The organism is Acetobacter sp., assembly GCF_047721705.1.
GTDB lineage: Bacteria > Pseudomonadota > Alphaproteobacteria > Acetobacterales > Acetobacteraceae > Acetobacter.
The window spans coordinates 13,136-36,194 of the sequence record NZ_JBDNXK010000018.1 but is presented as its reverse complement, the minus strand read 5'-3'; the positions used below and the strand labels follow the sequence as shown (position 1 = coordinate 36,194).

At 58.8% G+C, this 23,059-nt stretch carries 23 protein-coding genes; 5 read left to right on the top strand and 18 right to left on the bottom strand.

Annotated features, from left to right (window positions below):
* Nucleotides 1-14 precede the first annotated feature (14 nt).
* The 12 genes from ABF824_RS05045 to cobU all read right to left on the bottom strand — a co-directional run bounded on the left by ABF824_RS05045 (nucleotide 15) and on the right by cobU (nucleotide 14,648).
* Nucleotides 15-836: an MIP/aquaporin family protein gene (locus tag ABF824_RS05045; protein WP_415486794.1), complete on the bottom strand. Its 822-nt coding sequence runs from the start codon at nucleotides 834-836 to the stop codon at nucleotides 15-17.
* A 16-nt stretch (nucleotides 837-852) separates the two neighbouring features.
* Entirely contained in the window at nucleotides 853-2,370 is a 1,518-nt protein-coding gene (glpD, locus tag ABF824_RS05040; protein ID WP_415486793.1) for a glycerol-3-phosphate dehydrogenase, read from the bottom strand.
* Between the two features lie 132 nt (nucleotides 2,371-2,502).
* Nucleotides 2,503-3,303: a DeoR/GlpR family DNA-binding transcription regulator gene (locus ABF824_RS05035; RefSeq protein WP_415486792.1), complete on the bottom strand. Its 801-nt coding sequence runs from the start codon at nucleotides 3,301-3,303 to the stop codon at nucleotides 2,503-2,505.
* Nucleotides 3,300-5,195: a DNA helicase RecQ gene (recQ, locus tag ABF824_RS05030; protein WP_415486791.1), complete on the bottom strand. Its 1,896-nt coding sequence runs from the start codon at nucleotides 5,193-5,195 to the stop codon at nucleotides 3,300-3,302. Before recQ ends, ABF824_RS05035 begins: the two co-directional genes overlap by 4 nt.
* 9 nt (nucleotides 5,196-5,204) lie before the next feature.
* Entirely contained in the window at nucleotides 5,205-5,585 is a 381-nt protein-coding gene (locus ABF824_RS05025; RefSeq protein WP_415486790.1) for an OmpA family protein, read from the bottom strand.
* Nucleotides 5,586-5,701: 116 nt separating this feature from the next.
* Entirely contained in the window at nucleotides 5,702-7,405 is a 1,704-nt protein-coding gene (cydC, locus tag ABF824_RS05020; protein ID WP_415486789.1) for a thiol reductant ABC exporter subunit CydC, read from the bottom strand.
* Nucleotides 7,402-9,132, bottom strand: a complete 1,731-nt coding sequence (locus ABF824_RS05015; RefSeq protein WP_415486788.1) for an ABC transporter ATP-binding protein/permease — start codon at nucleotides 9,130-9,132, stop codon at nucleotides 7,402-7,404. Before ABF824_RS05015 ends, cydC begins: the two co-directional genes overlap by 4 nt.
* Nucleotides 9,133-9,227: 95 nt before the next feature.
* A complete protein-coding gene (locus tag ABF824_RS05010) occupies nucleotides 9,228-11,021 on the bottom strand; it encodes a sensor histidine kinase (RefSeq protein ID WP_415486787.1) in 1,794 nt (597 codons plus the stop codon).
* Between the two features lie 136 nt (nucleotides 11,022-11,157).
* On the bottom strand, nucleotides 11,158-11,328 hold the full coding sequence (locus ABF824_RS05005) for a NepR family anti-sigma factor (protein ID WP_415486801.1): 171 nt from the start codon (nucleotides 11,326-11,328) through the stop codon (nucleotides 11,158-11,160).
* A gap of 113 nt (nucleotides 11,329-11,441) precedes the next feature.
* Nucleotides 11,442-12,020 carry a sigma-70 family RNA polymerase sigma factor gene (locus tag ABF824_RS05000; RefSeq protein ID WP_415486786.1) on the bottom strand — a complete coding sequence of 193 codons (579 nt, stop codon included), beginning with the start codon at nucleotides 12,018-12,020 and terminating at the stop codon, nucleotides 11,442-11,444.
* Between the two features lie 155 nt (nucleotides 12,021-12,175).
* Entirely contained in the window at nucleotides 12,176-13,753 is a 1,578-nt protein-coding gene (locus ABF824_RS04995) for a carbohydrate porin (protein WP_415486785.1), read from the bottom strand.
* Nucleotides 13,754-14,147: 394 nt separating this feature from the next.
* Nucleotides 14,148-14,648 carry a bifunctional adenosylcobinamide kinase/adenosylcobinamide-phosphate guanylyltransferase gene (gene cobU / locus ABF824_RS04990; RefSeq protein WP_415486784.1) on the bottom strand — a complete coding sequence of 167 codons (501 nt, stop codon included), beginning with the start codon at nucleotides 14,646-14,648 and terminating at the stop codon, nucleotides 14,148-14,150.
* A 35-nt stretch (nucleotides 14,649-14,683) separates the two neighbouring features.
* On the opposite strand from cobU, the gene cobT reads away from it, so the two are divergent.
* Nucleotides 14,684-15,700: a nicotinate-nucleotide--dimethylbenzimidazole phosphoribosyltransferase gene (gene cobT / locus ABF824_RS04985; RefSeq protein ID WP_415486783.1), complete on the top strand. Its 1,017-nt coding sequence runs from the start codon at nucleotides 14,684-14,686 to the stop codon at nucleotides 15,698-15,700.
* Nucleotides 15,690-16,478, top strand: a complete 789-nt coding sequence (cobS, locus tag ABF824_RS04980; protein WP_415486782.1) for an adenosylcobinamide-GDP ribazoletransferase — start codon at nucleotides 15,690-15,692, stop codon at nucleotides 16,476-16,478. The genes cobT and cobS overlap by 11 nt, the downstream gene beginning before the upstream one ends.
* Here cobS and ABF824_RS04975 read toward each other — a convergent pair.
* Together ABF824_RS04975 and ABF824_RS04970 are read right to left on the bottom strand one after the other, a co-directional pair.
* Entirely contained in the window at nucleotides 16,475-17,005 is a 531-nt protein-coding gene (locus tag ABF824_RS04975; RefSeq protein WP_415486781.1) for a histidine phosphatase family protein, read from the bottom strand. The genes cobS and ABF824_RS04975 overlap by 4 nt on opposite strands.
* Before the next feature lie 18 nt (nucleotides 17,006-17,023).
* Nucleotides 17,024-17,440, bottom strand: coding sequence for a hypothetical protein (locus tag ABF824_RS04970; protein WP_415486780.1), 417 nt, complete (start codon nucleotides 17,438-17,440; stop codon nucleotides 17,024-17,026).
* A 207-nt stretch (nucleotides 17,441-17,647) separates the two neighbouring features.
* Between ABF824_RS04970 and ABF824_RS04965 the strand changes: the two genes are divergently transcribed.
* Nucleotides 17,648-18,343: a class I SAM-dependent methyltransferase gene (locus ABF824_RS04965; protein ID WP_415486779.1), complete on the top strand. Its 696-nt coding sequence runs from the start codon at nucleotides 17,648-17,650 to the stop codon at nucleotides 18,341-18,343.
* A 4-nt stretch (nucleotides 18,344-18,347) separates the two neighbouring features.
* On the opposite strand, the gene ABF824_RS04960 is transcribed toward ABF824_RS04965, so the two are convergent.
* Complete coding sequence (locus ABF824_RS04960) at nucleotides 18,348-18,809, bottom strand: hypothetical protein (RefSeq protein ID WP_415486778.1); 462 nt, start codon at nucleotides 18,807-18,809, stop codon at nucleotides 18,348-18,350.
* Nucleotides 18,806-20,326 carry a glucose-6-phosphate dehydrogenase gene (gene zwf / locus ABF824_RS04955; protein ID WP_415486777.1) on the bottom strand — a complete coding sequence of 507 codons (1,521 nt, stop codon included), beginning with the start codon at nucleotides 20,324-20,326 and terminating at the stop codon, nucleotides 18,806-18,808. The genes ABF824_RS04960 and zwf overlap by 4 nt, the downstream gene beginning before the upstream one ends.
* A gap of 203 nt (nucleotides 20,327-20,529) precedes the next feature.
* Here zwf and ABF824_RS04950 point away from each other — a divergent pair, with 203 nt between their 5' ends.
* Together ABF824_RS04950 and ABF824_RS04945 are read left to right on the top strand one after the other, a co-directional pair.
* Entirely contained in the window at nucleotides 20,530-20,790 is a 261-nt protein-coding gene (locus ABF824_RS04950) for a DUF2312 domain-containing protein (protein WP_415486776.1), read from the top strand.
* Between the two features lie 126 nt (nucleotides 20,791-20,916).
* Nucleotides 20,917-21,648, top strand: a complete 732-nt coding sequence (locus tag ABF824_RS04945) for a hypothetical protein (RefSeq protein WP_415486775.1) — start codon at nucleotides 20,917-20,919, stop codon at nucleotides 21,646-21,648.
* A gap of 52 nt (nucleotides 21,649-21,700) precedes the next feature.
* Here the strand turns inward: ABF824_RS04945 and ABF824_RS04940 are convergent, their stop codons facing one another.
* Nucleotides 21,701-22,630, bottom strand: coding sequence for a DnaJ C-terminal domain-containing protein (locus tag ABF824_RS04940; RefSeq protein ID WP_415486774.1), 930 nt, complete (start codon nucleotides 22,628-22,630; stop codon nucleotides 21,701-21,703).
* Nucleotides 22,627-22,794, bottom strand: a complete 168-nt coding sequence (locus tag ABF824_RS04935; RefSeq protein WP_415486773.1) for a hypothetical protein — start codon at nucleotides 22,792-22,794, stop codon at nucleotides 22,627-22,629. Before ABF824_RS04935 ends, ABF824_RS04940 begins: the two co-directional genes overlap by 4 nt.
* Between the last annotated feature and the right edge of the window lie 265 nt (nucleotides 22,795-23,059).

Sequence of the window (23,059 nt, the reverse complement as noted above, 5' to 3'; positions counted from 1 at the left end):
TGGCTCCCTGGCAGTCAGACGGGTGTTTGAACCGAGGCGTCCATAAGCGCGGGTCTCGGCATGAAAGGTTGGATGAGTGTCCGGTAAAGCCCGGCCCCGATAAGGCCACCACAGATTGGTCCCGCAATGGGAACCCACCAGTAATTGCCGGGAGCCGGCAATGCCTGCGGTCCCCATCCAGCAAAATAACAGAAGAGGCGCGGACCGAAATCGCGGGCCGGGTTGATCGCCCAACCGTCGAGATAGCCCGCCGATGCGCCAATGGCGGCAACGAGCAGGCCAATGATCAGTGCGCCCGAGTTCGCCTGTGGCGCCATCGTGTTGTGCTCATAGGTGATGGCGAAAATACCGAACACCAGCAAGCCAGTCAGAATGGTTTCCACAAGGAAGGAATGCATCGGTGTGACGAATTCGCCGGGATGCGTGAAGAACACGCCCGCTGCCGCGCCATCGTGCAGACGGTCGATACCATGCGCTATCGCAAAGTGAGCGATGACTGGAGAGAACAGCGCATAGACGGCTGCCGCGCCCAGAAAACCACCCGCGATCTGGGCCGCGCAATAAGGCGCGACCTTTTTCCACGAAAAGCCACGAAACGTCGCCAGAGCCAGCGTCACCGCCGGATTGGCATGCGTTCCGGAGACCGCCCCGGTCACGTAAATCGCGATCGTGACGCCAAGGCCCCATACAATACACACGCCCCAATAGGCGGTCTTGTAAGGACTCGGATCGTAGAGCGAGTACATCGCGGCGACGGAATCACCCAGCAGGATGATGATGAAGACCGCAACACATTCGGCGATAAGCTCGCCGAGCAGTTTCTTCTGGGCTGACATGATGCTCCATTAGTCGTTAACCGACTTTTTCTTTTACGTAAGCAGTCACACGTTGGCGTTGTTCTTCGGTCATGTGAAGACCGATTTTGGTGCGACGCCAGAGAACATCGTTCCCTGAACGCGCCCATTCGTTCGCGATGAGATAATCGATCTCGTTCGCAGTCATGCCGTGCCCGAAATCTTCGCCCATTTCGGCAACGGATTTCGCGGTTCCGACAATATCGTAAGCCCGTGTGCCGTAGAGCCGCATCAGGCGCCACGCAAACGGAAGGGAAAGGAACGGCGCCGCATCGCGAAAGCGGTTCAGCGCCGCTTCAAAGCCACCGACACCGAGATCGCCACCCGGCAGAGCGGCATCGGCCGTCCATGAGTAGCCATTGACCGCAGGCAGAACTGGCGCGAGTTTCTCAAGCGCATGTTCGGCCAGTTTACGAAACGTCGTGATCTTGCCGCCAAAGATCGACAGCAGAGGCGCGCCGTCCGTGTTGTCGAGATCGAGCACATAATCACGCGTCACGGCGGAGGCGTTTGCCGCAGCATCGTCATAGAGCGGACGCAGGCCCGCATAGGACCACACCACATCCGCAGGCTTGATGCTCTCCTTGAAGTAGCGATTCACGCTCTCACAGAGATAGCTGACCTCTTCAGGAGAAATCTCGACAAGCCCCGGCTCTTCCTTCCACGTCACATCCGTGGTGCCGATCAGCGTGAAGCGCTGCTCATAGGGAATGGCGAACACGATGCGTTTGTCGGGATTCTGGAAGATGTAGCACTGCGGACCCTCGAAGATCTGCGGCACGACAATGTGACTACCCTTCACCAGACGCACGGACTTGGAGTTCGGCAGTTCGAGCTGGTTGGCCAGCAGGCGCGCCACCCACGGCCCAGCCGCGTTGACGACGCCCTTGGCGCGCACTGTCGTCGTGCCGCCATTCACCATGTCTTCGATTTCGGCTTCCCAGAGACCGTTCACACGACGCGCCCCAGTCAGGCGCGTGCGGGTGCGAATCTCGGCTCCGCGATCGGCAGCGTCCATCGCGTTCAGAACGACCAGACGGCTATCCTGCACCCAGCCATCGGAATAGACGAAGCCCTTTTCATACTGCGACTTGAGCGGCTTGCCAGCCGAATGCTTGCGCAGATTGAGCGCACGCGACTTCGGCAGCTTCATGTTGGGTGCGAGGTGATCGTACAGGAAAAGACCGAGTTTGATCATCCACACCGGACGCTGTTCCGGCGAATGCGGCAGAACGAAGCGCAACGGCCACATGATGTGCGGAGCAATTCCGAGCAGGCGATCGCGCTCGATCAGCGCTTCGCGCACAAGGCGGAACTCGTAATATTCAAGATAGCGCAGGCCACCGTGAATCAGCTTGGTGCTGGAGGAAGACGTGTAGCTGGCGAGGTCGTCCTGTTCGACGAGAAGAACGGATGCCCCCCGACCTGCCGCGTCACGCGCGATACCCGTACCGTTAACGCCGCCGCCTACAATCAGGAGATCATATACGGTGCTGGTGTCGCCGGAAGCTGTCATGTGTCTCGGTCCGCCTGTTGTTCGCAAGAAGGATCAGAACTTTTCGTATCCGAACATTCATCATTTTGACAATGCCCTCTGCCGTATAAATTCGACAAAACGAAGGCATTCATGTCGTTTTCACGCCGCCCCCTATGTTCGTTTGCGAACATCCCTTCCAGCAATCACCAGTTCGATACCATGTTCATCCAGCCGTTCACGAATGGCGGGAGGCGGCATCCGGTCGGTAAAAAACGCTGAAACACCGGCAATGTTTCCCGCATGAACGAGCGGACGACGACCAAACTTTGTGTGATCCGCCAGAAGAAAGACCTTGCGCGAGTTCTCACGAATGAGTTCGGACGCGCGAATTTCCTCCTGATCATAATCCAGTAGCGTTCCGTCCTCTTCGATGCCGCTTATGCCGATCACACCGTAATCGGCACGATAACGCCCCAGCATCGCCAGGGATTCGGACCCGAGAATGCCACCATCCCGCATCCGCACCGTGCCGCCCGTCACCACCACGCGACAATCTTCGCTACCCGCCAGAAGAGAGGCGACATGGAGATTGTTGGTGATGACCTGCAACCCCTTGTGATCAGCCAGTGCCCGCGCAAAAGCCTCCGTCGTGGTGCCGATATTCACGAACAGGGACGCCCCGTCCGGAATGGCGGCGGCGGCTGTCTCGCCAATCGCCTCTTTTTCACGGCGGTTACGAATCTGCCTCTGCGAATAGGCGATGTTCTCGACCGAGGATGGCGCACTGACACCGCCATGATGACGGATCACCTCACCAAGCGAATCCAGCGTGCGGATATCGCGGCGGATGGTCTGCACTGCCACATCAAAAAGACGGGCCAGTTCCTCGTTCGAGACGTAACCCTGCCGCCGCACGGTGTCGATGATGGTCTGATGACGGGCCTGCGTCTGGGTAAGCGATTCTCCCGTCATCGCACGGTCTCCAGCACATCAAGCACTGCTTCCCCATAGCGGCTGAGCTTGGAGCCACCCACGCCTTTGACATCTCCGAGTTCATCAAGCGTCGAGGGACATTCCAGAGCGATATCGCGCAATGTCACGTCATGGAAAATGACATAGGGCGGAATTTCCTGTTCCCGCGCTTCGGTCAGCCGCCACTTCTTGAGCGCATTGAAACGCTCGCGCGCATCTTCCGTAAGCTGATCGGCAATGGACTCGCCTGACCCGGAGGAACGCCCCGTCTTTCCGCCGCTTGCAAGGAGAGCATCCTCGCGCAGCCGCACTTCTTCCTCGCCCCGCAAGATCGGGCGGGCAACGTCCTCGTGCAAGCGTAGGCCGCCATGTTCGTCGCCGGTCATCAGCGCCCCACGAGCAATAAGCTGCCGCACTACACTGCGCCAGAAATTCTCACTTCTGTCCTTGCCGATCCCCCAGACAGAAAGCCGGTCATGCCCAGCCCGGGACGCCGTATCCGAGGTCTTGCCACGCAACACGCCGATGACATGCAGCGCCCCATAGCGTTGGCCAGTGCGATAGATTGCCGAAAGCAGCATCCGGGCCGCCTGCGTGCCGTCGAACGTCGGGACCGGATGCAGGCAGTTGTCGCAATGGCCGCATGGCTCCGTCATCGTCTCGCCAAAGCAGGCCAGCAGGGCACGCGTGCGACAGGATGTGCTTTCGGTAAAAGCGATCATCGCCTCAAGCCGCGAACGCATGATCCGCTTCTCGCTTTCCGGCGCGGAGGACTGGTCCAGCCAGTAACGCGCACGGCTCATATCCTCGCCACCGTAAAGCAGCAGAACATCGGACGGCAGCCCATCACGGCCCGCGCGTCCAATCTGCTGGTAATAGGCTTCCGGCGAGGAAGGCATATCGAGATGCACAACAGTTCGCACGTCCGGACGGTCTATGCCCATGCCGAACGCAATGGTGGCCACCATCACGATCGGTTCACCAGAGCGGAACCGATGCAGGGCTGCGCGCTTTTCCTGCGGGGAAAGGCCAGCGTGATAGGCGCAGGCCGGGAAATTGCGCTCACGAAGAGAAGCGGCGATCCGCTCAGTGCGGGCGCGGGAGCCACAATAGACGATGCAGGCGTCGTCACGATGACGCTGAAGCGCCTCGACAAGCTGCTTCATCTCCCCGTCCTTGGGCCGTGCAGCAATCATCAGATTGGCGCGATGGAAACTAGCCGACAGTACTGCAGCATGGGGCATGGCCAGCGCGGCAAGAATGTCATCGCGGGTGCGCGGATCGGCGGTGGCGGTCAGAGCGATACGCGGGACACCGGGAAAATGCTCGGGCAGCGTCTGAAGCGCACGATATTCGGGGCGAAATTCATGCCCCCACGCTGAAATGCAGTGCGCCTCGTCAATGGCGATAACGGAGATCTGCTGCCGGGAAAGACGGTCAAGCGTGCCGGGCGACAGCAGCCGTTCGGGGGAAACATAGAGAAGGTCGATACGCCCGTTGAACAGGTCTAAGCGGATACGGGATGATTCGTCGCCATCCAGTTCCGAATGCAGGGCGGCGGCGTTCACCCCCAACTGACGGAGCGCCGCGACCTGATCGTCCATCAGCGCGATAAGCGGTGAAACGACCAGCCCCATACCGGGCCGACAGAGCGCCGGAACCTGATAGCACACGCTCTTGCCGCCGCCGGTGGGCATCAGCACCAGCGTATCCTCGCCCGCCATGACACGCTCTACGGCCTGCGCCTGCAATCCGCGAAAATCCGGAAAACCAAAGACGCGCTGAAGAACCTCGCGCGGGGTCAGGCCGACGAAGCGGTCACGCCCTCCGGCCTTCGTGTCAGAGGACGCATCTCCGCTGCCCTCGACAGCGGAATGATGCTGTTCCAGCATAAGTCGATCTTACCTCGGAAGTAGTTCGATCTCGACGCGACGGGCTCCGACCACACCTTCCGCGTTCGAGGGCGGACGGGTTGTCTGCTGGATGCGCGTCTCGGACACGCCATCGGCGACAAGCTGCTGCGTGACCGCCTTGGCGCGTTGTGTCGCCAGCAGAGATTCACTGGAAAGATCGCCGTTCTGGCGGGCATATCCTTCCACTGACACGATCTGTTCCGGATGCTTCTGGGCTCTGTGGGCCACCCGCGTGACGACTGCCTGCGACGCATCGTCCAGAGTGGCCGCGCCCTGCCCGAAAAACACCACATACTGGCGCTCGTAATTTTCGCCGCCAGCGCAGGCGGCAAGAGTGCAGAGGCCGAGGACAGAAAGCAGACGACGCATGACGGACTCCTTAAAGAACCAATGGCCTCGTCCCGCTCGATTTCCGACTGACGCGCCAATTTTTGTCGTGCCCGCGTTGGCAAAGCACGTCAATAACGGAACCGACCGTTTTCGCCTCAGTGCAGGGCTTCCATGACGACAGCCGTGCCCTGTGAGAGACGCCACACGGCATCGAGATGTTCCACCCCCGTCAGCCGGTGAGCGATCAGAATGACCGTCCGTCCCTGCGCAACACGGTTGAGAGTCAGGAAGAATTCCTGCTCCGTCTGGGCGTCCAGCCCCGTCGCAGGCTCATCCAGCACGAGGATCGGCGCATCTGAAAGCAGCGTGCGGGCAAGAGCAATACGACGGCCCTGACCACCCGACACCTTCACGCCGCCCTCACCCAGCCATGTGTCCAGTCCATCCGGCAGGGAGCGGACAAAATCTCCGAGAGCGGCTTCATCAAGTGCCTGCCACAGAGCCGTTTCATCAGCGTCTGGCGCGCCAAGCAGGAGGTTGTGGCGGATCGTGTCGTCGAACAGATGTGTCGCCTGCGAGAGCCACGCAATATGTCGGCGCAGCCACAGGTCCGGTAATGCCGCAATATCGGTGCCGCCCAGCAGAATACGCCCAGACTGCGGAAACGCCGCCTTCAGCAGCAGTGCGGCAAGTGTGGACTTACCCGCGCCGGAAGGGCCAAGCAGGGCAACACGGCTGCCTTGCGGAATATCGAGCGAGAAATCAGCGAACACGGGCTGACGGTCTTCCCGCCAGCGAAAACCAACATGCTCGAAGCGGATATCGAAGCGCTCCGGCATCGTCTCGACCGGGGTGACAGGTTGTGTCGGCGCAGGGTGTTCGTCGGCAATCGACACCACGCGCCGCGCTGCTGCTCCCATATTGCCCGCCAGCATACCGGCCCGCGTGAGCCCAGAGACACCTTCGAATGCCGCGAGCGTCAGAAACATCAGCCCGATGCCCTGAACTGCGGGAATCCGCACAAATCCGACACCGGCAATCGCCGCAAGCAGCAACAGCAGGGCAAGTTGGGTGCATATCTGGGACAATGCGCCGACAGACGCCATCTGGCGGGAAAGCCGCGCCTGCCGCGTCATCAGACGGCTGTTCGCCCCATTCACCTGATCCAGCATCCGCCGTCCCGCGCCAAATGCGCGGATTTCACGCATGCCGCTGACCAGATCCAGCACGCTCACGCGTAGAGCCGCCTGAGCATGGCTCAATCCGCCCCCTTCCCGCCGACTGAGACGTGCCGCCATCAGCGGCAGGACAAAAGCAGACATCGCAAAAAGCAGCCCGACCAGCACAGCGAGAAGCGTGTTGGTCTCCCCGATTACGATGATCAGGACCGGCAACGTGACACAGGCGCCAGCAAGCGGCAGCAGCAGACGAAGATAAAGACCGTCCAGCGTCTCCACATCAGACACGAGACGCGAAAGCAGATCGCCCGCGCGACGGAAGCCGAGGCCCGCTGCCGCCCCTTTGGCGAGAGAACGGAAGAACCACACGCGCAGCGTCGCCAGTGCACGGAACATCGCGTCATGTGCATACAGCCGTTCGGCATAACGCAGACCGATGCGTGTCACGCCCAGAAGCCGGAGCGCCATCGTGGTGACGAGCACCATCCCCAGCACCGCTCCGGCAAAACGCAGGCCAGCACTGCTCATCAGCGCCAGACCGGCCAGCACGGCCAGCAGTGAAAGCGCCAGTCCGATTGTCAGACGGACAGCATGCGGCCGCCATACTTCGACAATACGGATCAGAGCGTCACGATCTGCACGCTCCCGGCTCGCCTGATCGCGGGGGGCTGACGCGCTCATGCCGCACCTCTGTTTTCGACGACCTGCCCCTGTTGCAGATCCACCCTGTGTCCATGAAAGCCGCCCACAGCCGTCGAATGACTGGCGAGGATGACCGTGCGGTTCACCGCCAGTTGCCGCAGACTGTCAAACACATCGGCCTCCGTGACGGGATCGAGATAGGATGTCGGTTCATCCAGCAACAGAACAGGCGCATTCTTGAGATAGGCGCGTGCGATGGCGATCCGCTGGGCCTGCCCACCGGAAAGACCGAACCCGCCTTCACCGATCATGGTTTCCAGACCATCCGGCAACACCGTCAGAAACCGATCCACGGCAGCGGCCCGCAATGCGGCGGCAAGTTCCGCTTCGCTCGCGTCCGGTTTGGCGAACAGGATGTTTTCCCGCAGAGAACCGGCAAACAGCACGGGTCGCTGGCCAATCCATGAGATCAGGCTTGCGCGCGCATCCGGCGACAGCGTCTTCACATCGACATTGTTAAAGGTAATCCGCCCGGACGTCGGGCTGATAAAGCCGAGCAGCAATTCCATAATGGTGGATTTGCCTGAACCGGAGGGGCCAGTAAGGATCAGCGTTTCACCAGCCTGCGCGACAAACGAAACGTTCTGGAGAGCCGGCCCTCGGGCTTCATCCCAAACGAAGGAAACATTCTCGAAGGCGATGGTCACGGCAGGACCACCGATGACCCGCACATGCTCGCCACCGTTGACTTCAGCCGCCTCCGGGAGCGCCAGAACATCTTCCGCCGCTCCCTGAATGAGAGCGCGATCCTGATAGGCCAGCGCCAGACCACGGAATGGTGCGAAAAATTCGGGCACAATCAGCAGAGCGAAGACACTGTCCGTGACCAGTGCGCGGAAGCCGACAGCATCCGTCGCGTGAATGGCCTGTTGTGCATGGCGACCATCAATCAGCGCGATCAGGATCAATGCGACGATCATCGCACAGTCAATCGACGCTGAAGACAGAAAGGCCACGCGCAGAACCTTCATCGTGCGGCGGCGGAGATCGTCCGCACCTTCCGCCAGACGGGCGGCTTCGTCATCAGCGCGACCTGCCAGCACGATGGTGGCGATACCGCGCATCCGGTCAAGGAAACGAGCCTGCAGACGGGTCATCGCCAGAAACTGCTTACGAGAGGCAACGGCAGCGCCAATGCCGAACACGGCCTGTGCAAAAGGAACGGCTGCACCACAGATCGCAAGGATCAACGCGGCGCGCGGTTGAACGAGGGCCGTCAACACGATCAGCACGAAAGGCGCTGCAATCCACAGCACGGACGCGGGCGCCCAGCGGGAGAAATATCCGTCCAGCGCCTCGACACGATCAACAGCCAGTGCCGCAAGCGCACCACTATGAGCGTGACGCAACACGGCTGGCCCCGCGCCGACAATCGAACCCAGCACTTCGTTCCGCAAACGGCTGCGCGCCCTGCGCCCGGTCGTCGCGGCAAGATTTTCGTTGGTGAAACCGATCGCGACCCGCAGCACGGCAGTGATGACGAATCCCGCCAAGGGCCAGAGCGGAATGGGCGTCGCGCCGCCATGTCCCTCGGGCGTCACGAAGTCCGTCAGAGCAGGACCGAGAATGTTGGCGATGCACCAGAACTGCGCGGCCCCTACCATACTGGCCGCAATGCCAAGAATGATTGAGGGACGCGCGGCTTTCAGTCCAAGACGCGCCTGCGCCTTGGTCCAGTTTTTGATCGCTGCCTTACTTTCGCTCATGCCGCCCCTATACCGGAGCGCAAAGCAATGAAACAGGGGGCTTCTGGCGTGTCAGCTTCGCGCCCGTGGAATTCTTGCATGCGCTTCGGACTTACCTAAACGAGCGTAGCCGTCTCCTCCGCCTCATCAGCCGCGCCGGCGGGTTGCAAAGGCCATTGCACCACAAGCCCGACGCCATCTCGATCCTCAATGTGCAGGGTGCCGCCAATCTGGCGGACAAATCCGCGAATGAGCTGAAATCCCAACCCGTCAGGCGCATCCGGGCGACGTGTTGCCTCCAGACCAACACCGTTATCTTCAACGATCAAAGTGATCTGTCCGTCTGCCTGATGAAGCGAAACCCTGACTTGCCCGGACACATCCCCCGGAAAGGCATGATCCAGTGCGTTGGACACGGCTTCAGCGATAATCAACGCCACAGGAGTCGCCTGGCTCGGTGAAACAATGATCGCAGCAGCAGAAACCTCGATGGCCACCCGTATGCGCACGCTGTCAGGAGCCGTCCGATACATCTCATCACACAGTGCGGGCACAAAAGCCTGCATATTGAGACCACTCAGGCCGCCATCCTGATAAAGGTAATGATGCAACAGGGAGAGCGCACGCACACGGTCACGGGCGAGCAGAAGGGCTACACGCGTCATCGGCTCATCCGTGCGGTTTGCCTGCAAGCTCAGCAATGAGCCGATAATCTGCAAATTGTTTTTCACCCGATGATGAATTTCCGCCACCAGTTCTTTCTGGTGCTCCATCGCTTCGCCCAGTTCTCTTTCCCTGAGCGCGAGCCGGTCGGTCGCCAATCCGAACGCTGTCGACAATTGCCGAAATTCCCGCGGCATCGGTCCCTGCGTTGCGCTGTCGAAGACATTGGTTTTCATCCACTTTCCGACAGCGTCAGTCAGCTGGCGCAACGGGTGAATCACCAGCCGACGACTGGCAACCATCATGCCCACAAGCCCCGCGCCGAGCATGAGCGTCACCATGACGACCCACGCACCCAGCAGAATGACGGCCCGATGCTCCTCAGGACGCAAACTTGCTTCGATCAGAATCGCGCCAAGTCCCGGCACACGGTCATACGTGTATGCCCGCCCTCCTTTACGCACAGAGACCGCTCTACTCCCCTGCTCACTGCTCTGCGCCATCATGGGCGTCACAACATCACGGGGCGGCTTGTCCCATTTGCACTCCGGACAGGTGGAGACAAAGCTTCCATCCGGTGAGATGAACCAGATGGCCAGTGGGCTGTGCTGGGAAGAAAAATCGCGATCTTTCTGCAGCGCCTGAACATCATTGATCGTGTCGAGACGGCTCCATGTCAGAGGCTGCACGGCGATCAAGGAACGGAAAACACCATCCTGTTCCACAGGCCGGACAATCCGCAGATAAGGCAGATTACCGATGATCTGCACGGAGGCCGTGGAATTATCGAGATTGATGTCGCGCAGAAAACCTTTGCAACCATCATCAAGAAAATGTTGTGGAGACAGTACGGCGTCTTCGATCTTCCCGGCATGACTGACAACGCCAAGAAAGCAGTAGCGCGTCCCGCTGGCCGACTGGGCCAGCAGCAACAACCGACGGAGAGAATCCACATCCGTCACCTGCCCGATCGTATCAAGCATGACGATGGCATGATCCCGATCCTGACGGAGTTGGGTGAGCAACTGAGTCAGGACCGTTTCGCTACGGCGGATGCTGGCATCCTCAAGACGGGCGTAATCCTGCCAGATCAGCAATGCTCCCAGCATGGCGACGGGCAGCACTGATCCGACGATGACAATCGTCATTCTACTTATTACAGAATCGAAATGATATTTCAGGCGCGACTGATATTTCAGCAGAAGCGCGCTGAGAGTCGCGACTATGTCGCGTTGCGTTCCAGCCATGGGAAACCTGTCACCACACCGATTTTCGGTATCGGAATTCCGCAACAGGCAGGCTGAAGGATCAGACTTCTTTCACCTTTGCCCTGCATGTTTTCAACAGAATATCTGCAACCATCAGGACGAAGACTGAATGAGGTCACTCGTCCCGGCTATTATCCAGAAGCCGAAGAAGCTCCTCCGGTATCGGCTCTTTGGCAACATCATCGAACAACTGATGCAGTCCCCGCTTGAGCCAGATATCGAAGGCGTCATCCTCTTTCTTGCTGCTCTTTTTTACAGAGCCGGATTTTCGCTGTCTGGCTGACATCGACAACAACCCCGGTGGCGTTTTAACGATTTCCGGGCATGATGCCGGGAAGCAATGATTGATCATACTCATCCCAGCTTAACACTTCTTCTCTTGAAAATCGTCCCCAAATCTCAGACGCGAGCGCCGTTCCCACCAGTCGCCTGACGACGACGCAGTTCAATGTCCTGCCGCAGAGCCGATGCCTGCTGACGCAACCGGTCGTTAGCCGGGAGGTCGCCGGTCATCCAGGCCTCAAGCTGACGACGTGCCCGGAAAACCCGGCTTTTGGCCGTTCCTACGGCACAGCCAGTCGCTTCGGCCAGTTCCTGATAGCTCATTCCCTGCAACACAACGAGCACCAGCGCTTCACGCTGATCGTCCGGCAGACGAGCAAGAGCGAAGGCCAGATCTTTCACCGCCAGACGATCTTCATGGGAGGGTTTCGTTGCCAGCATATCACCCGGCAGATCATCGATATCGGTTGTAGCCTTACGACGACGCAGGTCCGAGATGAAACGATTTCGCAGAATGCGATGCATCCATGCGGCAAAATTTGTTCCGGGGATAAAACTGTCACACGCGCCCAGGGCGTTGCAGACAGCGTCCTGAACCAGATCTTCCGCCTGTGCCCGATTACGGGTCAACGCCAGCGCCTGAACACGCAGCTTGGGCAGGATTGCGATGATCTGAGCTTGAAAGGTGTCTGCCATGTTATTTTTCTCCCTCTTTTCACACCATCAATGAACGGGGAGACGATTTCGTTGCATGGAAACTGAAAGATCGTTGTAACGAAACCGTGAGACACGGCAGGGCACAGAGGACATCGAGAGGCTTTTCTTCGCGGTCGCCTCCCGATTTCAAGCCATCAAAGCGTCATGTTGAACGCCATACTGAAGGCCGCAACATTTTTGAAAACCGTCGTGCCGCCGGGGCGCTGGATATACTGGAAATCCGGCTGCACGGAGAAACCCGGTACGATCTGGGCTGTATAATAGAACTCGTAGATGTTCTCGTGTGACTGCACACCATAAGGCGTCCCGAAATTGGCCCCCTGAAAAGGTAGCCCTGCCGCAAGAGAGGCTTTCTGCTGCCGGATGGCCGACTTGCTGAAATCTGCCCACTGAAAGGCAAAACCCACCATATCATTGGGACGGTGCCAGTAGTGCCCGGTGTCCATGATGGCCACCACAGCCCGCTGTTTCATGGCGGATGTCTGACCGGATGCATAGGAATACTGAGCACCCACAACGAGACCGTTCATCGGTCCATCGCCGTGCCGGATGAGCATCTGATCAAGCATCACCCAAGCAGAAGTCTGGCCGCTTTGCAGGCGAGCCGGCTGACCCGACGTGACCCACGCATGACCGTAGATATCCTGATACAGATCCTTGTAGCGGGAATTGTCGTAGAGACCGCCGATCTTGTAGTGACCGATCAGATGATCCCGCCCGAATTCCGGAATCCATCCCAGTTCGACATGCGTGGACAGTTTCCCCAAACCGTCCTGTGCCCATGCCCAGCCGGAAATACCACCATTGTAGGAATGCGGTGAAACAGCGAACAGGCCGCCCATGATGTAGAAAGAGCGGATCGGCATCACACGCAGAACCGTGCCGATGTTACCCGACGGCCAGTCACGACCACCTGTCAGATATTTTGTCGGCGTGATGTTTCCGCACATCCACACGTTCATGAACGTACAGGTCCACGGTGAGTTGTTGAAGAACGTGCCCGGCGGAATCCACCCTGCCGACCAGTCAACTTTGTTGTGGAACATCGATTTTTCGAAATAGGTCCACACAAGATGCGCAACGACATTTCCGCGCGCGCCGTAAATCTGCTGCACCTGGTTGGCATTATCGCCAAAAAGCGCACTAAGGTTACGACCGTGGCCATTCACGGCCAGCATGTGCAGCCAAAAACCATCTGCCCAGTCACCAGCATTCAGAAGCTTCTGCCAGTTGATATCCAACGTGGCGCCAACCTGACCGGCATCGGTCGCGGTGTTTTTCTTACCGCCGATCGGGTTACCGGAAACACTCTCGTAAATGTTCAGCGCAACATACACGCCACGTTTCTGAAGCCACGGCTGCACCCCACCCCAATCACCAAACAGATGATGGGTGCCATACGCCGGGCCAAACGAAGGTGGTCCATAAGGAGCCTGCAGAAACCCCGGAATAGCGTGGTAAAGTGGCGTAATTTCCTGATTTTCCCCCAACATCGGCGGATTGGAAACATCCGGCGACGTATCAGAGAAAATGGTCGGGTCGTTGAAAATACCGCTGTGCTGCTGACTACTGGTCGCCTTCTGGGCAAAGGCGGACGGCAGGAAACCACTCATCATCAAACAGGCGAAAAGGCCACAGACAACACGGAAAATCATAGGAGAGCCGAACAAACCAGAACAAACTTTCATCAACCGGGCCAAAGGCGTTGCCATTTTTTCTTCCTTGTTATCGGAACGCGCTATGGCCGCCTTTGTTGAATATGTTCCCAACCGAACTATCGCCCTCAGAACAGCCTTTCGCATTTTTATCGAACACATTCATAAAGCGACGGTTTTTGTCTGTGTAGGGGATTTCTCAGAACATTCACGAGTGTGCCCCAAGAGACACGCCTGCTGTTACGCCCTGCAACGATGGAAAAAGCAATAATATCATAATACTATGATTTTATTGTACAAAAACACATTCAAATATCAGCTGATGCCCACTGCATCCACGCGACAGAGGGAACAGGAATGCCGGTAATCCGGGCTTCAATCACCTTGAAATAATGTTTCAAATCAATTCAGGAAGACGATTTCGATTGCGAATGATAACCCTGAATTATCGTTACTGCTTCACAACAACAGGCAGGCCCGCCACGCAAAGCGTCACCCTGTCCGCCACGCTCGCCACCGCCTGATGCAACAAACCTGATTCGTCCCGGAACCGGCGGGCAAGAGCGTTTTCAGGCACAATCCCCAGCCCTACCTCATTTCCCACCAGCACCGTCAGATCAACGCGCTGAGACAGCATTTCCAGCAATCTCGCTTTTTCACTGGCGATATCACGTTCTTCCATAAGGAGGTTGGTCAGCCAGAGTGTCAGGCAATCCACCAGAACAGGATGGCCTTTCGCCTTTTGCAAAGCGCCCACCAGATCGAGCGGCTCCTCAATCGTGATCCACCCTTCTCCCCGATCCGCACGATGCCGGGCGATGCGGTGCCGCATTTCTTCATCCCATGCCCGCCCCGTTGCGATATAACCCCAAGGGCCGGGGGTAGTTTTGACGACACTTTCGGCATAACGGCTCTTGCCGGAGCGAACGCCTCCCAGCACGAGTTCAATCATTGCTCTTCCTTTTCGAACGCGGCATGTGGGACGTCATGCAGCAGCACCTCTTCAGCGACCTGAACAGCCTTCGCGCCCTCTGTCTCTCGCCCCTGCCCCCAAGCGCGAACGCAGTGCACCACATTACAGAACGCGAAGGAGCGCTCACAAAACCACCCGGAAGCCTCGGTCGGCTGGAAGAACTGACCGCATGGCTCGGCAGCTGGCAGCATCGTGCCACCCCACGCCTCAATCATGTGCAATGCATTGTCTTTGCAGGCAACCACGGCGTTACCGAACGCGGTGTATCGGCATGGCCCGCTGCCGTCACCACATTGATGGTCAAGAATTTCCGGGAGGGCGGCGCGGCCATCAACCAGCTTGCCCTAAACGCCGGAGCCGAACTCTCTGTCATTGCGCTGGAGGGATTGCGCCCGACGCATGATTTCACCCTGCGGCCAGCCATGACCGAACGAGGCTTTCTGGACGCCGTTGCCGAGGGATTTCGAGCGGTTCGGCCCGATACAGATCTGCTCTGTCTCGGTGAACTGGGCATTGGCAATACCACCGTCGCAGCCGCACTCGCCGCAGCTCTGTTTGGCGGCACAGGCGCTGACTGGGCCGGTCCCGGCGCAGGCAGCGATGAAGCGGGCATGGCACGCAAAAGAGCCGCCATCGACAGCGGCCTGAAACGGCATCAGGCTTTTCTCTCCGATCCACTGACCGCCGCGCAGTGTCTGGGAGGGTATGAGCTGGCCGCCATGCTAGGCGCCGCCCTCGCCGCCCGCCAGCACCATGTTCCGGTCCTGCTGGACGGTTTTGTCAGCACAGCAGCCGTCGCGCCGTTGCATGCTCTGCACGACGAGGGTCTGGCCCACTGCCAGATCGCGCACTGTTCTGCGGAACCAGGCCATAAAAGGCTGGCGCAGGCGCTTGGGCAGAATCCCCTTCTCGATCTGGGCCTGCGTCTGGGCGAAGGTTCCGGAGCGGCGCTGGCCGTCCCGCTTCTCCGCGCTGCTCTGGCCTGCCATCTGGGCATGCATACCTTCGCCGAGGCCGGGATTGCGGCGTAAAACTCACCTCCCCCCGCTACTGGCACGGGCTGCGGCGGATCTTCTGGCGGCGCTGGGACTGTTCACGCGGCTGCCGCTCAGTTGGCTGGAACGCTTTGCCGCCCCGATCGATTTACGACGTTCTCTCTGGATCTGGCCGCTGGTGGGCGGGGGCATCGGAATGGTCACCGCCCTTGTCGTCCTTTTTGGGCTCAGCCTCCATCTCCCCTCCCTCATCGCCGCCCTCTGCGCCGTCATGGTGCAGCTTCTCATCACCGGCGCTCTGCATGAGGATGGGCTGGCCGACAGTGCGGATGGGCTGATCGGCGGCAGGACAGTCGACAGACGCCTTGAGATCATGCGCGATAGCCAGATCGGTTCCTATGGCACACTCGCTCTGGGAACCTGCGTCGCACTGCGCGTGGCCTGCATCACGGCACTCCCGCCGGCCCTGCTCCCTGTTTGCTTGTTGGTCAGTGGCGCCATAGCGCGCGCCGCACTGCTGGCCATCATGCGCTGGACACCGCCCGCACGTCGGGATGGACTGGCCTCGGCACTTTCCCCTCTCCCCATCCGGCTGACTAACGTAACGCTTCTGGTGACTGCCGGAGCATGCGTGCTGCTGCTCCCTTCGGCCATCAGCCTGACTGCCCTGATGGCAGCAGGGCTGGTCATCGTAGTCATGCGGCGGGTCGCCATCCGTAGGGTGAGGGGATTCACCGGCGATATTCTCGGAGCCAGCGCTGTGCTGTCAGAACTGGCCGCCCTGCTGGTGATGGTATCTTTTTTCTATCGTTAAGCCGTTTTAACGGTCAGAATTGACCCCAGAGCGGGTGCCGGGTCCGCAAGGTCTGGCGTGCGTCTTTCCGCCAGAGACAGTAGCACACGCAATGGACCGCCGTGGGAAAGAATGGCGCAACCTTCTCCTCGGTATTCTGACCAGAACGCTTCAACACGCTGAATCAGGGAGATCCCACTTTCTCCCGCAGGCGGAACAAATCCAAACAGATCGGTTGCCCATGCGTCCAACGCGTCCCGTGGCACATCATTCCACGACCGGCCCTCCCACGCGCCAAAATTCATTTCCAGTAAACGATCATCAAGCCGAAGGTCACAGCCAGTCAGTCTCTGCACCATTTCTGCTGGCAGTCGACAGCGTGCAAACGGAGATGCAATCAGACGGGAGATGCCGTCCATGCGCATCTGTTCAGCGAGTTTATGCGCAAACCCTTCCCAGCCGGGTGCCAGAGTGACATCCGTCTGGCCGTAACAGATACCTTTCGGAACCTGTACGGCCGGATGACGAGCTAGACAGACAACCCGCAAGTCTGCGCAACCGCTTATTCAGTAGCGTGACATGGGCAGTTCGAAATGATGTCCCGGCTTGTCACCTGTCATCGACAGCACGCCAAAATTATCGGACACCAATTTGAAGGTGAGCGTCACCTTGTTGTCCTGCGCTTCCCACAGATTGCCTTCTTTGCGCGCCAGCGAGAAAACTGGCTGCCCGGACTTCTGCAATGATGGCGGCAGATGAACAATAAGACGACTGGCTGGGCCGGCTGCGCGGTTAGCAGCTATCTCGACGGCTTCCATGCCCATCGAGGACCATTCACCCGAAATGAAGGTCGCTGGACGGATAACTGTCTCCTCTTTGCCCTGCGCTGCCTTGCTCGGCTCGGAAGCCAGGGCGGGCACAGCAGACAAAAGAGAGACCCCGCACGCCGCAACAGAAAGAGTGCGGAAAAAACGTTTGTGCATCAGAAAATCCTGTTTCCAGAGAAGCCCGCGCCGCTCTGGTCGGGTGGGCGTAACAATCCAGTTCCCTATCGTGTGCCCCACTGAAAGGAGGACGTCCAGTTATCCGCCCTTGGAAATACAGGAAAACATAATTGCCCTCCGCACTGGTTTTTACCTCTCATGTATCTTAATGTTTCATTGATTATCAATTCTTAACACAAGTGAAACATGATGAATCCTGCCGCAGTTCTTCCCTGGTATCTGCTGCGTAATGCTCGCGTGCTTCCTAACAGAATGGATATTCTTCCACTTCTACCGAAAGGGGGCATTATTGCGGAAATTGGCGTCATGACGGGTATTTTTTCCCGTCATTTACTTGATTACTGCCAACCAAAACTATTCTACGCCCTTGACCTGTTCGACATACACACATTGCCGGAAGTCTGGGGGAAACCCACCTCAGAAGTGTTCGATGGCCTGACACATCAGGGCTTTTACGAACGGACATTCGCACGGGAAATTGCGGCAGGTCGCATGAAGGTTCTGGCGGGCGACAGCCATGCAATGCTGGAGCATATTCCCGACGCCAGCCTGGATGTCGCCTATATCGATGCCGACCACACCTATCCGGCCGTCGCGGGCGAATTACGCCTGTGCGCGAAAAAGCTGAAACCGGAAACCGGCCTCATCATCGTCAACGATTACGTGATGGTCGATTCATTGTACGGCGGCAACGCGCCCTATGGTGTCATTCAGGCCACCAATGACTTCATGATTGAGCAAGGTTGGGAAATGGTGGCCTTCGTGTTGCAGGATTACATGTTCTGCGACGTTATCCTGCGCAAACTCCCCCGAAGCCGTTTCCGGCGCATCATGCAGCGTATCGCACTCAACGCCGGTTACAGAAAACTCGGGCGTTTCTGATCCCTCAGGACGGAATCTGGTGAAACTCACCGGGCGTTCCCTGATCCGTCTCCACCCGTTGGGCAGGACGATCCACCCGCAAGGTGAACAGCTTGGGAAGTGAACCGTCGGGGTTCGGGCAGGAACCGGAGTGTTTTTCCATCACATCAATCAATGTTCCCGTCGGCGGCGAATTGCCGTTGACGACGAACAGCAGACAGTCAGGACGGTCTCCCGTCATGCCATTATGTGTGACAGTGAGCCGCAGATGCTGCACCAGCGCCGTATCATCAAACCAGCTTAGAGGCTTGAAGGTATAACGATCCACCAGCCGATCCATGGCACCGGTCTTTGCCAGAACGATCATCAGGACGGTGATGGGCAACACCAGAACCAGTCGTCTGACAATGTGCTGCTTCAACGTCCGCCCCTTGAAAGGGCCTTTTCCGAAACGTTTGGCATTATCCGGAGAGACGGGAGGCGTCATTGGTTCTTTTCTTTCCAGCTAAACCCGTCTCGTTCCAGCAGCTTTTCCGCTGATTCCGGCCCCCAGCTTCCCGCAGGATAGGTTTCCAGAGGACGGGCGTCCGCCGCCCATCCATCGAGGATCGGCTCGATCCACTGCCACGCGGCCTCGACCTCGTCCCGACGGATGAACAGCACCTGATCGCCCCTTACAGCCGCCATCAGCAGATCCTCATAGGAATCCGGATAGCGCGTCTTGAAGGCCTCCGCGTAATTCACGTTCAGATCGGCTTCCTTCAGGCGAAAACCTTCCTCGCTCGGATATTTGCTGGCCAGCGACAGCGAGACGCCCTCGTCAGGTTGCAATCGTATGGTCAGTTCACCCGGTTCGATCGGCCCTTCAAAGATGGCCCAGGGCTGCGGCCGGAACTGCACCACGATGGTCGTTTCCTTCCGGGCCATGCGCTTTCCCGTGCGGATGTAGAACGGCACGCCAGCCCAACGGGCGGTCCTGATCTCAGCGCGAATGGCGAGATAGGTCTCGGTGCTGCTGGCATCGCTGCCCAGATCCTCAAGATAGCCCGGCACGGCCTTGCCGCCCACCATGCCCGCTCCATACTGGGCCCGCACCGTATCCCGGTGGACCATATGATGCGTCATGGGCCGCAGGGCGCGTAGAATCTTCAGCTTCTCATCCCGCAGGTCCGTAGCGGAAAGAGAGGGAGGCGGCTCCATCGCAAGGACACTCAGCACTTGCAACAGGTGGTTCTGCACCATGTCACGCAGGGCGCCAGCGGTGTCGTAATAAGGCCCCCGCTTCCCTACCCCCACGGTCTCAGCCGCGGTGATCCGGACATGAGCAATCGAGTCGGCGTTCCAGAGCCGTTCCAGAATCGGATTGGCGAACCGGAGGGCAAGAATGTTCTGGACCGTCTGCTTGCCGAGATAATGATCGATCCTGAATATCTGATCTTCCCGGAAATGCCGCCCCACCCCGTCATTGATTGCGGTTGCTGATGCCAGATCGGTGCCGATCGGCTTTTCGAGAACAATCCGTGTTGTGTCGGTGATCAGGCCATTGTGGGCGATGGCATCGGCTGTCTGGGCATAAAGTCTTGGCGCGGTCGCCACATAAAACACGCGGGACCGCTCTTTTTCAGTTCCTAGCTGGCTGGCAAGAGGATTCCAGTCGGCTTCCTTATCGGACATGTCGAGCGGCACATAATACACCAGCTGGAGAAAGGCGGTGGCCTGAGCCTCGTCATAGTCTTCCGGCGCGATAAACTCCCGGAATGCCTCAACTGTGCGCTGGCGATAGGCATCGACTGTCAGATCAGAGCGCGCCACACCGATAATCTTCGTGGTCGCAGCAATCTGTCCGTGACGGAAACGCTGATAAAAAGCGGGCAGGAGCTTGCGCATCGTCAGATCACCGGTTGCGCCGACAATCACGAAGTCAAAGGAAAGCGCCTCTGTCTGATGGGCCTTCTCCGCTTTCTGCCGCGAAGCTGATCGAGCGCTTTTCCGATGTTCTGCCATGGCTTCCCCTTTTCCGACGTCGTCCCTGATAGCCTCGCCCGGTGCACTCTGCAAAGCAGATGAAACGTCGAATGTCACAATAAGAACACAGCGGGAACTGATTCCCCGATTGACCGCAAAGCTGGGGTCGGGATAATCCCGCCCCTCGATCGTGTGGCCAGAACGGTCTCACGCACATTCATTGATGTAACAAGGAGGGCGATGTGACGTCCCACGATGACGATCCGGCCGTTGGTGGTATTGCGGCTGACCGGCTCCGCAGCATCATTGAGCGCGTGGAGCGCCTGGAAGAAGAGCGCAAGGCTCTCGCTGGCGATATCAAGGATATTTTCTCGGAAGCGAAATCCGCGGGCTTCGACGTGAAGGTGATCCGCCAGATCATCCGACTCCGCAAGCAGGAGCCGGCCGAAGTGGAAGAGCAGGAAACGCTGCTCGACATCTACCGCCGCGCTCTGGGTATGTAAGACCCTACCCCTCCTGGGCGAATTTGACTTTCCCTTGGCGAGCGGCAGATTCTTGCGCGATGATGCAGCACTCTGCCCCGCACGGGGAAGTCGGAATCAGATATTCTTCTGGAGCATTTGACGGCAATGCCTCTCGCCATCCCTGACTGGTTGCCACTCTGGGCTCAGTTTCTGCTGCTGGGTCTGGGCATTGTCGTGCTGGTGGCCTTCCTGCTGATGCCTTTCGCTGTCTTTGGCGTGAAAGGCCGCCTGAGAGAAATCGAACTCCAGCTTGAAGACGTAAGGGCGGATCTGCGCGTCATCACTATGCGTCTTGGCTCGGTGACGCCAGAACCGAAAGAAGCAGCACCCCGTGTGGCGCGTGCTGCGCCTTCAACAGAAGAGTGGACGCCACCACCGCCCCGCCCGGAACCGGAGTTTCGTCCTCATTCTCCGCGTCCCGTCGGGCTGGCCCCCTCGCCGCTTCTGCCTCCCGAGATGCAGAATGGGTCTGCCGAACCAATGACGCCGAAAGCAGGGGTGCAACCGAAAGAAGTGGATTCACAGCCACCTCGTATTTTTCCGGAACGTCAGGCACCTGCCACCAACCTTGGCAGCGCCCAGCCTACCCCGCGTGTCTCTGACGCTTACGAACCCAGTCCAGCCCGACCGCCAGAATTACGCGCCAGCCGATTCGCTCAGGAAGAGCAGCGGCCGGAGACCGTCCGACCAGTGCGTATGCCGTGGCATGAACCCACACATTCCCAGACTCAGAAAGAACCGAACTGGGACCAGAAGATTTCAAAGGACGGTCAGACGCCTCACTCTGACGGCCGCAACGAGCCTGTCCTTCGCTGGCCTTCACGTCCGACGGAATGAATTGCCGCGGCAGGCTGACCACTTGTCGGTCTCACCTGCCGTTGTCGGAAACTTACTTCTCTTCCGCCGAGGCACCTTGCGGCGCTTCCTGACCGTTCTCGGAACGTAGGAACGCTTTCAGCGCCTCATCCGCCTTACCGATATGCACTTCCAGTTTGACGTAGAGGTTACCGGCCTCGTGCTTGCCGTGTTCCTTTACTCCGCGACCACGAAGGCGCAGCACTGAACCCGTATCGGAATCAGGCGGAACATTCATCCGCACGGAACCGGAAGGGGTTGGCACGGTAATCGGCCCGCCAAGGACCGCCGTCTTGAGATCGATCGGCAATGTCTGACGCAGATCCCGCCCTTCGCGCGTGTATTTCGGATCGGACTGGACCGTCACCGTTATCAGCGCATCGCCCGGTGGGCCGCCCTGCACGCCTTCGCCGCCCTTGCCGCGCAGTCGCAGAACCTGCCCGCTTTCAATACCCGGTGGAATGCGGACATCCAGCGTCGCGCCACCCGGCAGCGAAACACGGGAAGTGCCACCCAACACGGAATCAACGAAAGGCACCGTCAGATTGTAAGACTTGTCCTGACCGGCCCGTGGCCCACTCGGCCGACGGGCACCGCCGCCACGATTGCCGAACATACCCCCGAACAGATCGCTCAAATCTTCCGGTGAGAAACCCGCTCCGCCCTGGAAGCCGCCAGCGCCGCCTCCGAAATCGCTATATCCGCCATGCGCGCCATATCCCGGCGGCGCACGTTCCTGCCCGGCAGCGTCGATTTCACCGCGATCATAGCGGCCACGCTGGTTTTCATCCGACAGAATATCGTTCGCGAGACTGACAGCCTTGAATTTTTCTTCCGCCGCCTTGTCGCCCGGATTGAGGTCAGGATGATATTTCTTGGCCAGCTTGCGATAGGCCTTGCGAATCTCGTCCTGACTCGCGGTTCGCGCGACACCCAGTACCTGATATGGATCGCCTGCGCTCACTCATCTTCTCCTTCAGGCGTGGTCACACCGAAACTTTCCGTGTCCAGCAGATCAATCAGTACGGCGATCGTCACATCTGGCGCAAAACCATTCTTCTCGGCTTCGGCTACCAGCGCGTTAAGGCGCGGCTTGAGAAAATCCGCCGCAGGCCCATCAGTCGCCATTATCTTGCTCCACCTTTTCCGGAACGGTCATGAACCGCGCCGTATTTTCATAAACCCGGTTCCGGACCGCCTCATGACGCGCCCGCACGGATCTTTTTTTACGGCCCAGCCTGTTCACGCCTCCCAATGGACAACGCGACACCCAGACTGCGCCTTACCTTTATAAAATAATGGGAATGCAAGGCTGCCGGGTCAATGGCAGAAACTGCAAGTCTTTTATGGTGCTTACACCTCCACCGATTTTTCATTTGCCGCCTCCCCGCCT

Excerpts from the sequence above, each read along its gene's own strand:
- ABF824_RS05000 (WP_415486786.1), bottom strand. The coding sequence starts at position 12,020 with ATGGCAGACACCTTTCAAGCTCAGATCATCGCAATCCTGCCCAAGCTG.
- ABF824_RS04960 (WP_415486778.1), bottom strand. The coding sequence starts at position 18,809 with ATGACGCCTCCCGTCTCTCCGGATAATGCCAAACGTTTCGGAAAAGGC.
- ABF824_RS05010 (WP_415486787.1), bottom strand. The coding sequence starts at position 11,021 with ATGGCTGGAACGCAACGCGACATAGTCGCGACTCTCAGCGCGCTTCTG.
- ABF824_RS05025 (WP_415486790.1), bottom strand. The coding sequence starts at position 5,585 with ATGCGTCGTCTGCTTTCTGTCCTCGGCCTCTGCACTCTTGCCGCCTGC.
- ABF824_RS05005 (WP_415486801.1), bottom strand. The coding sequence starts at position 11,328 with ATGTCAGCCAGACAGCGAAAATCCGGCTCTGTAAAAAAGAGCAGCAAG.
- ABF824_RS05035 (WP_415486792.1), bottom strand. The coding sequence starts at position 3,303 with ATGACGGGAGAATCGCTTACCCAGACGCAGGCCCGTCATCAGACCATC.
- ABF824_RS04995 (WP_415486785.1), bottom strand. The coding sequence starts at position 13,753 with ATGGCAACGCCTTTGGCCCGGTTGATGAAAGTTTGTTCTGGTTTGTTC.
- ABF824_RS04970 (WP_415486780.1), bottom strand. The coding sequence starts at position 17,440 with ATGCACAAACGTTTTTTCCGCACTCTTTCTGTTGCGGCGTGCGGGGTC.
- ABF824_RS04935 (WP_415486773.1), bottom strand. The coding sequence starts at position 22,794 with ATGGCGACTGATGGGCCTGCGGCGGATTTTCTCAAGCCGCGCCTTAAC.
- cobU (WP_415486784.1), bottom strand. The coding sequence starts at position 14,648 with ATGATTGAACTCGTGCTGGGAGGCGTTCGCTCCGGCAAGAGCCGTTAT.
- zwf (WP_415486777.1), bottom strand. The coding sequence starts at position 20,326 with ATGGCAGAACATCGGAAAAGCGCTCGATCAGCTTCGCGGCAGAAAGCG.
- ABF824_RS04945 (WP_415486775.1), top strand. The coding sequence starts at position 20,917 with ATGCCTCTCGCCATCCCTGACTGGTTGCCACTCTGGGCTCAGTTTCTG.
- ABF824_RS05045 (WP_415486794.1), bottom strand. The coding sequence starts at position 836 with ATGTCAGCCCAGAAGAAACTGCTCGGCGAGCTTATCGCCGAATGTGTT.
- cydC (WP_415486789.1), bottom strand. The coding sequence starts at position 7,405 with ATGAGCGCGTCAGCCCCCCGCGATCAGGCGAGCCGGGAGCGTGCAGAT.
- ABF824_RS04965 (WP_415486779.1), top strand. The coding sequence starts at position 17,648 with ATGATGAATCCTGCCGCAGTTCTTCCCTGGTATCTGCTGCGTAATGCT.
- recQ (WP_415486791.1), bottom strand. The coding sequence starts at position 5,195 with ATGCTGGAACAGCATCATTCCGCTGTCGAGGGCAGCGGAGATGCGTCC.
- cobT (WP_415486783.1), top strand. The coding sequence starts at position 14,684 with ATGCAGCAGCACCTCTTCAGCGACCTGAACAGCCTTCGCGCCCTCTGT.
- glpD (WP_415486793.1), bottom strand. The coding sequence starts at position 2,370 with ATGACAGCTTCCGGCGACACCAGCACCGTATATGATCTCCTGATTGTA.
- ABF824_RS05015 (WP_415486788.1), bottom strand. The coding sequence starts at position 9,132 with ATGAGCGAAAGTAAGGCAGCGATCAAAAACTGGACCAAGGCGCAGGCG.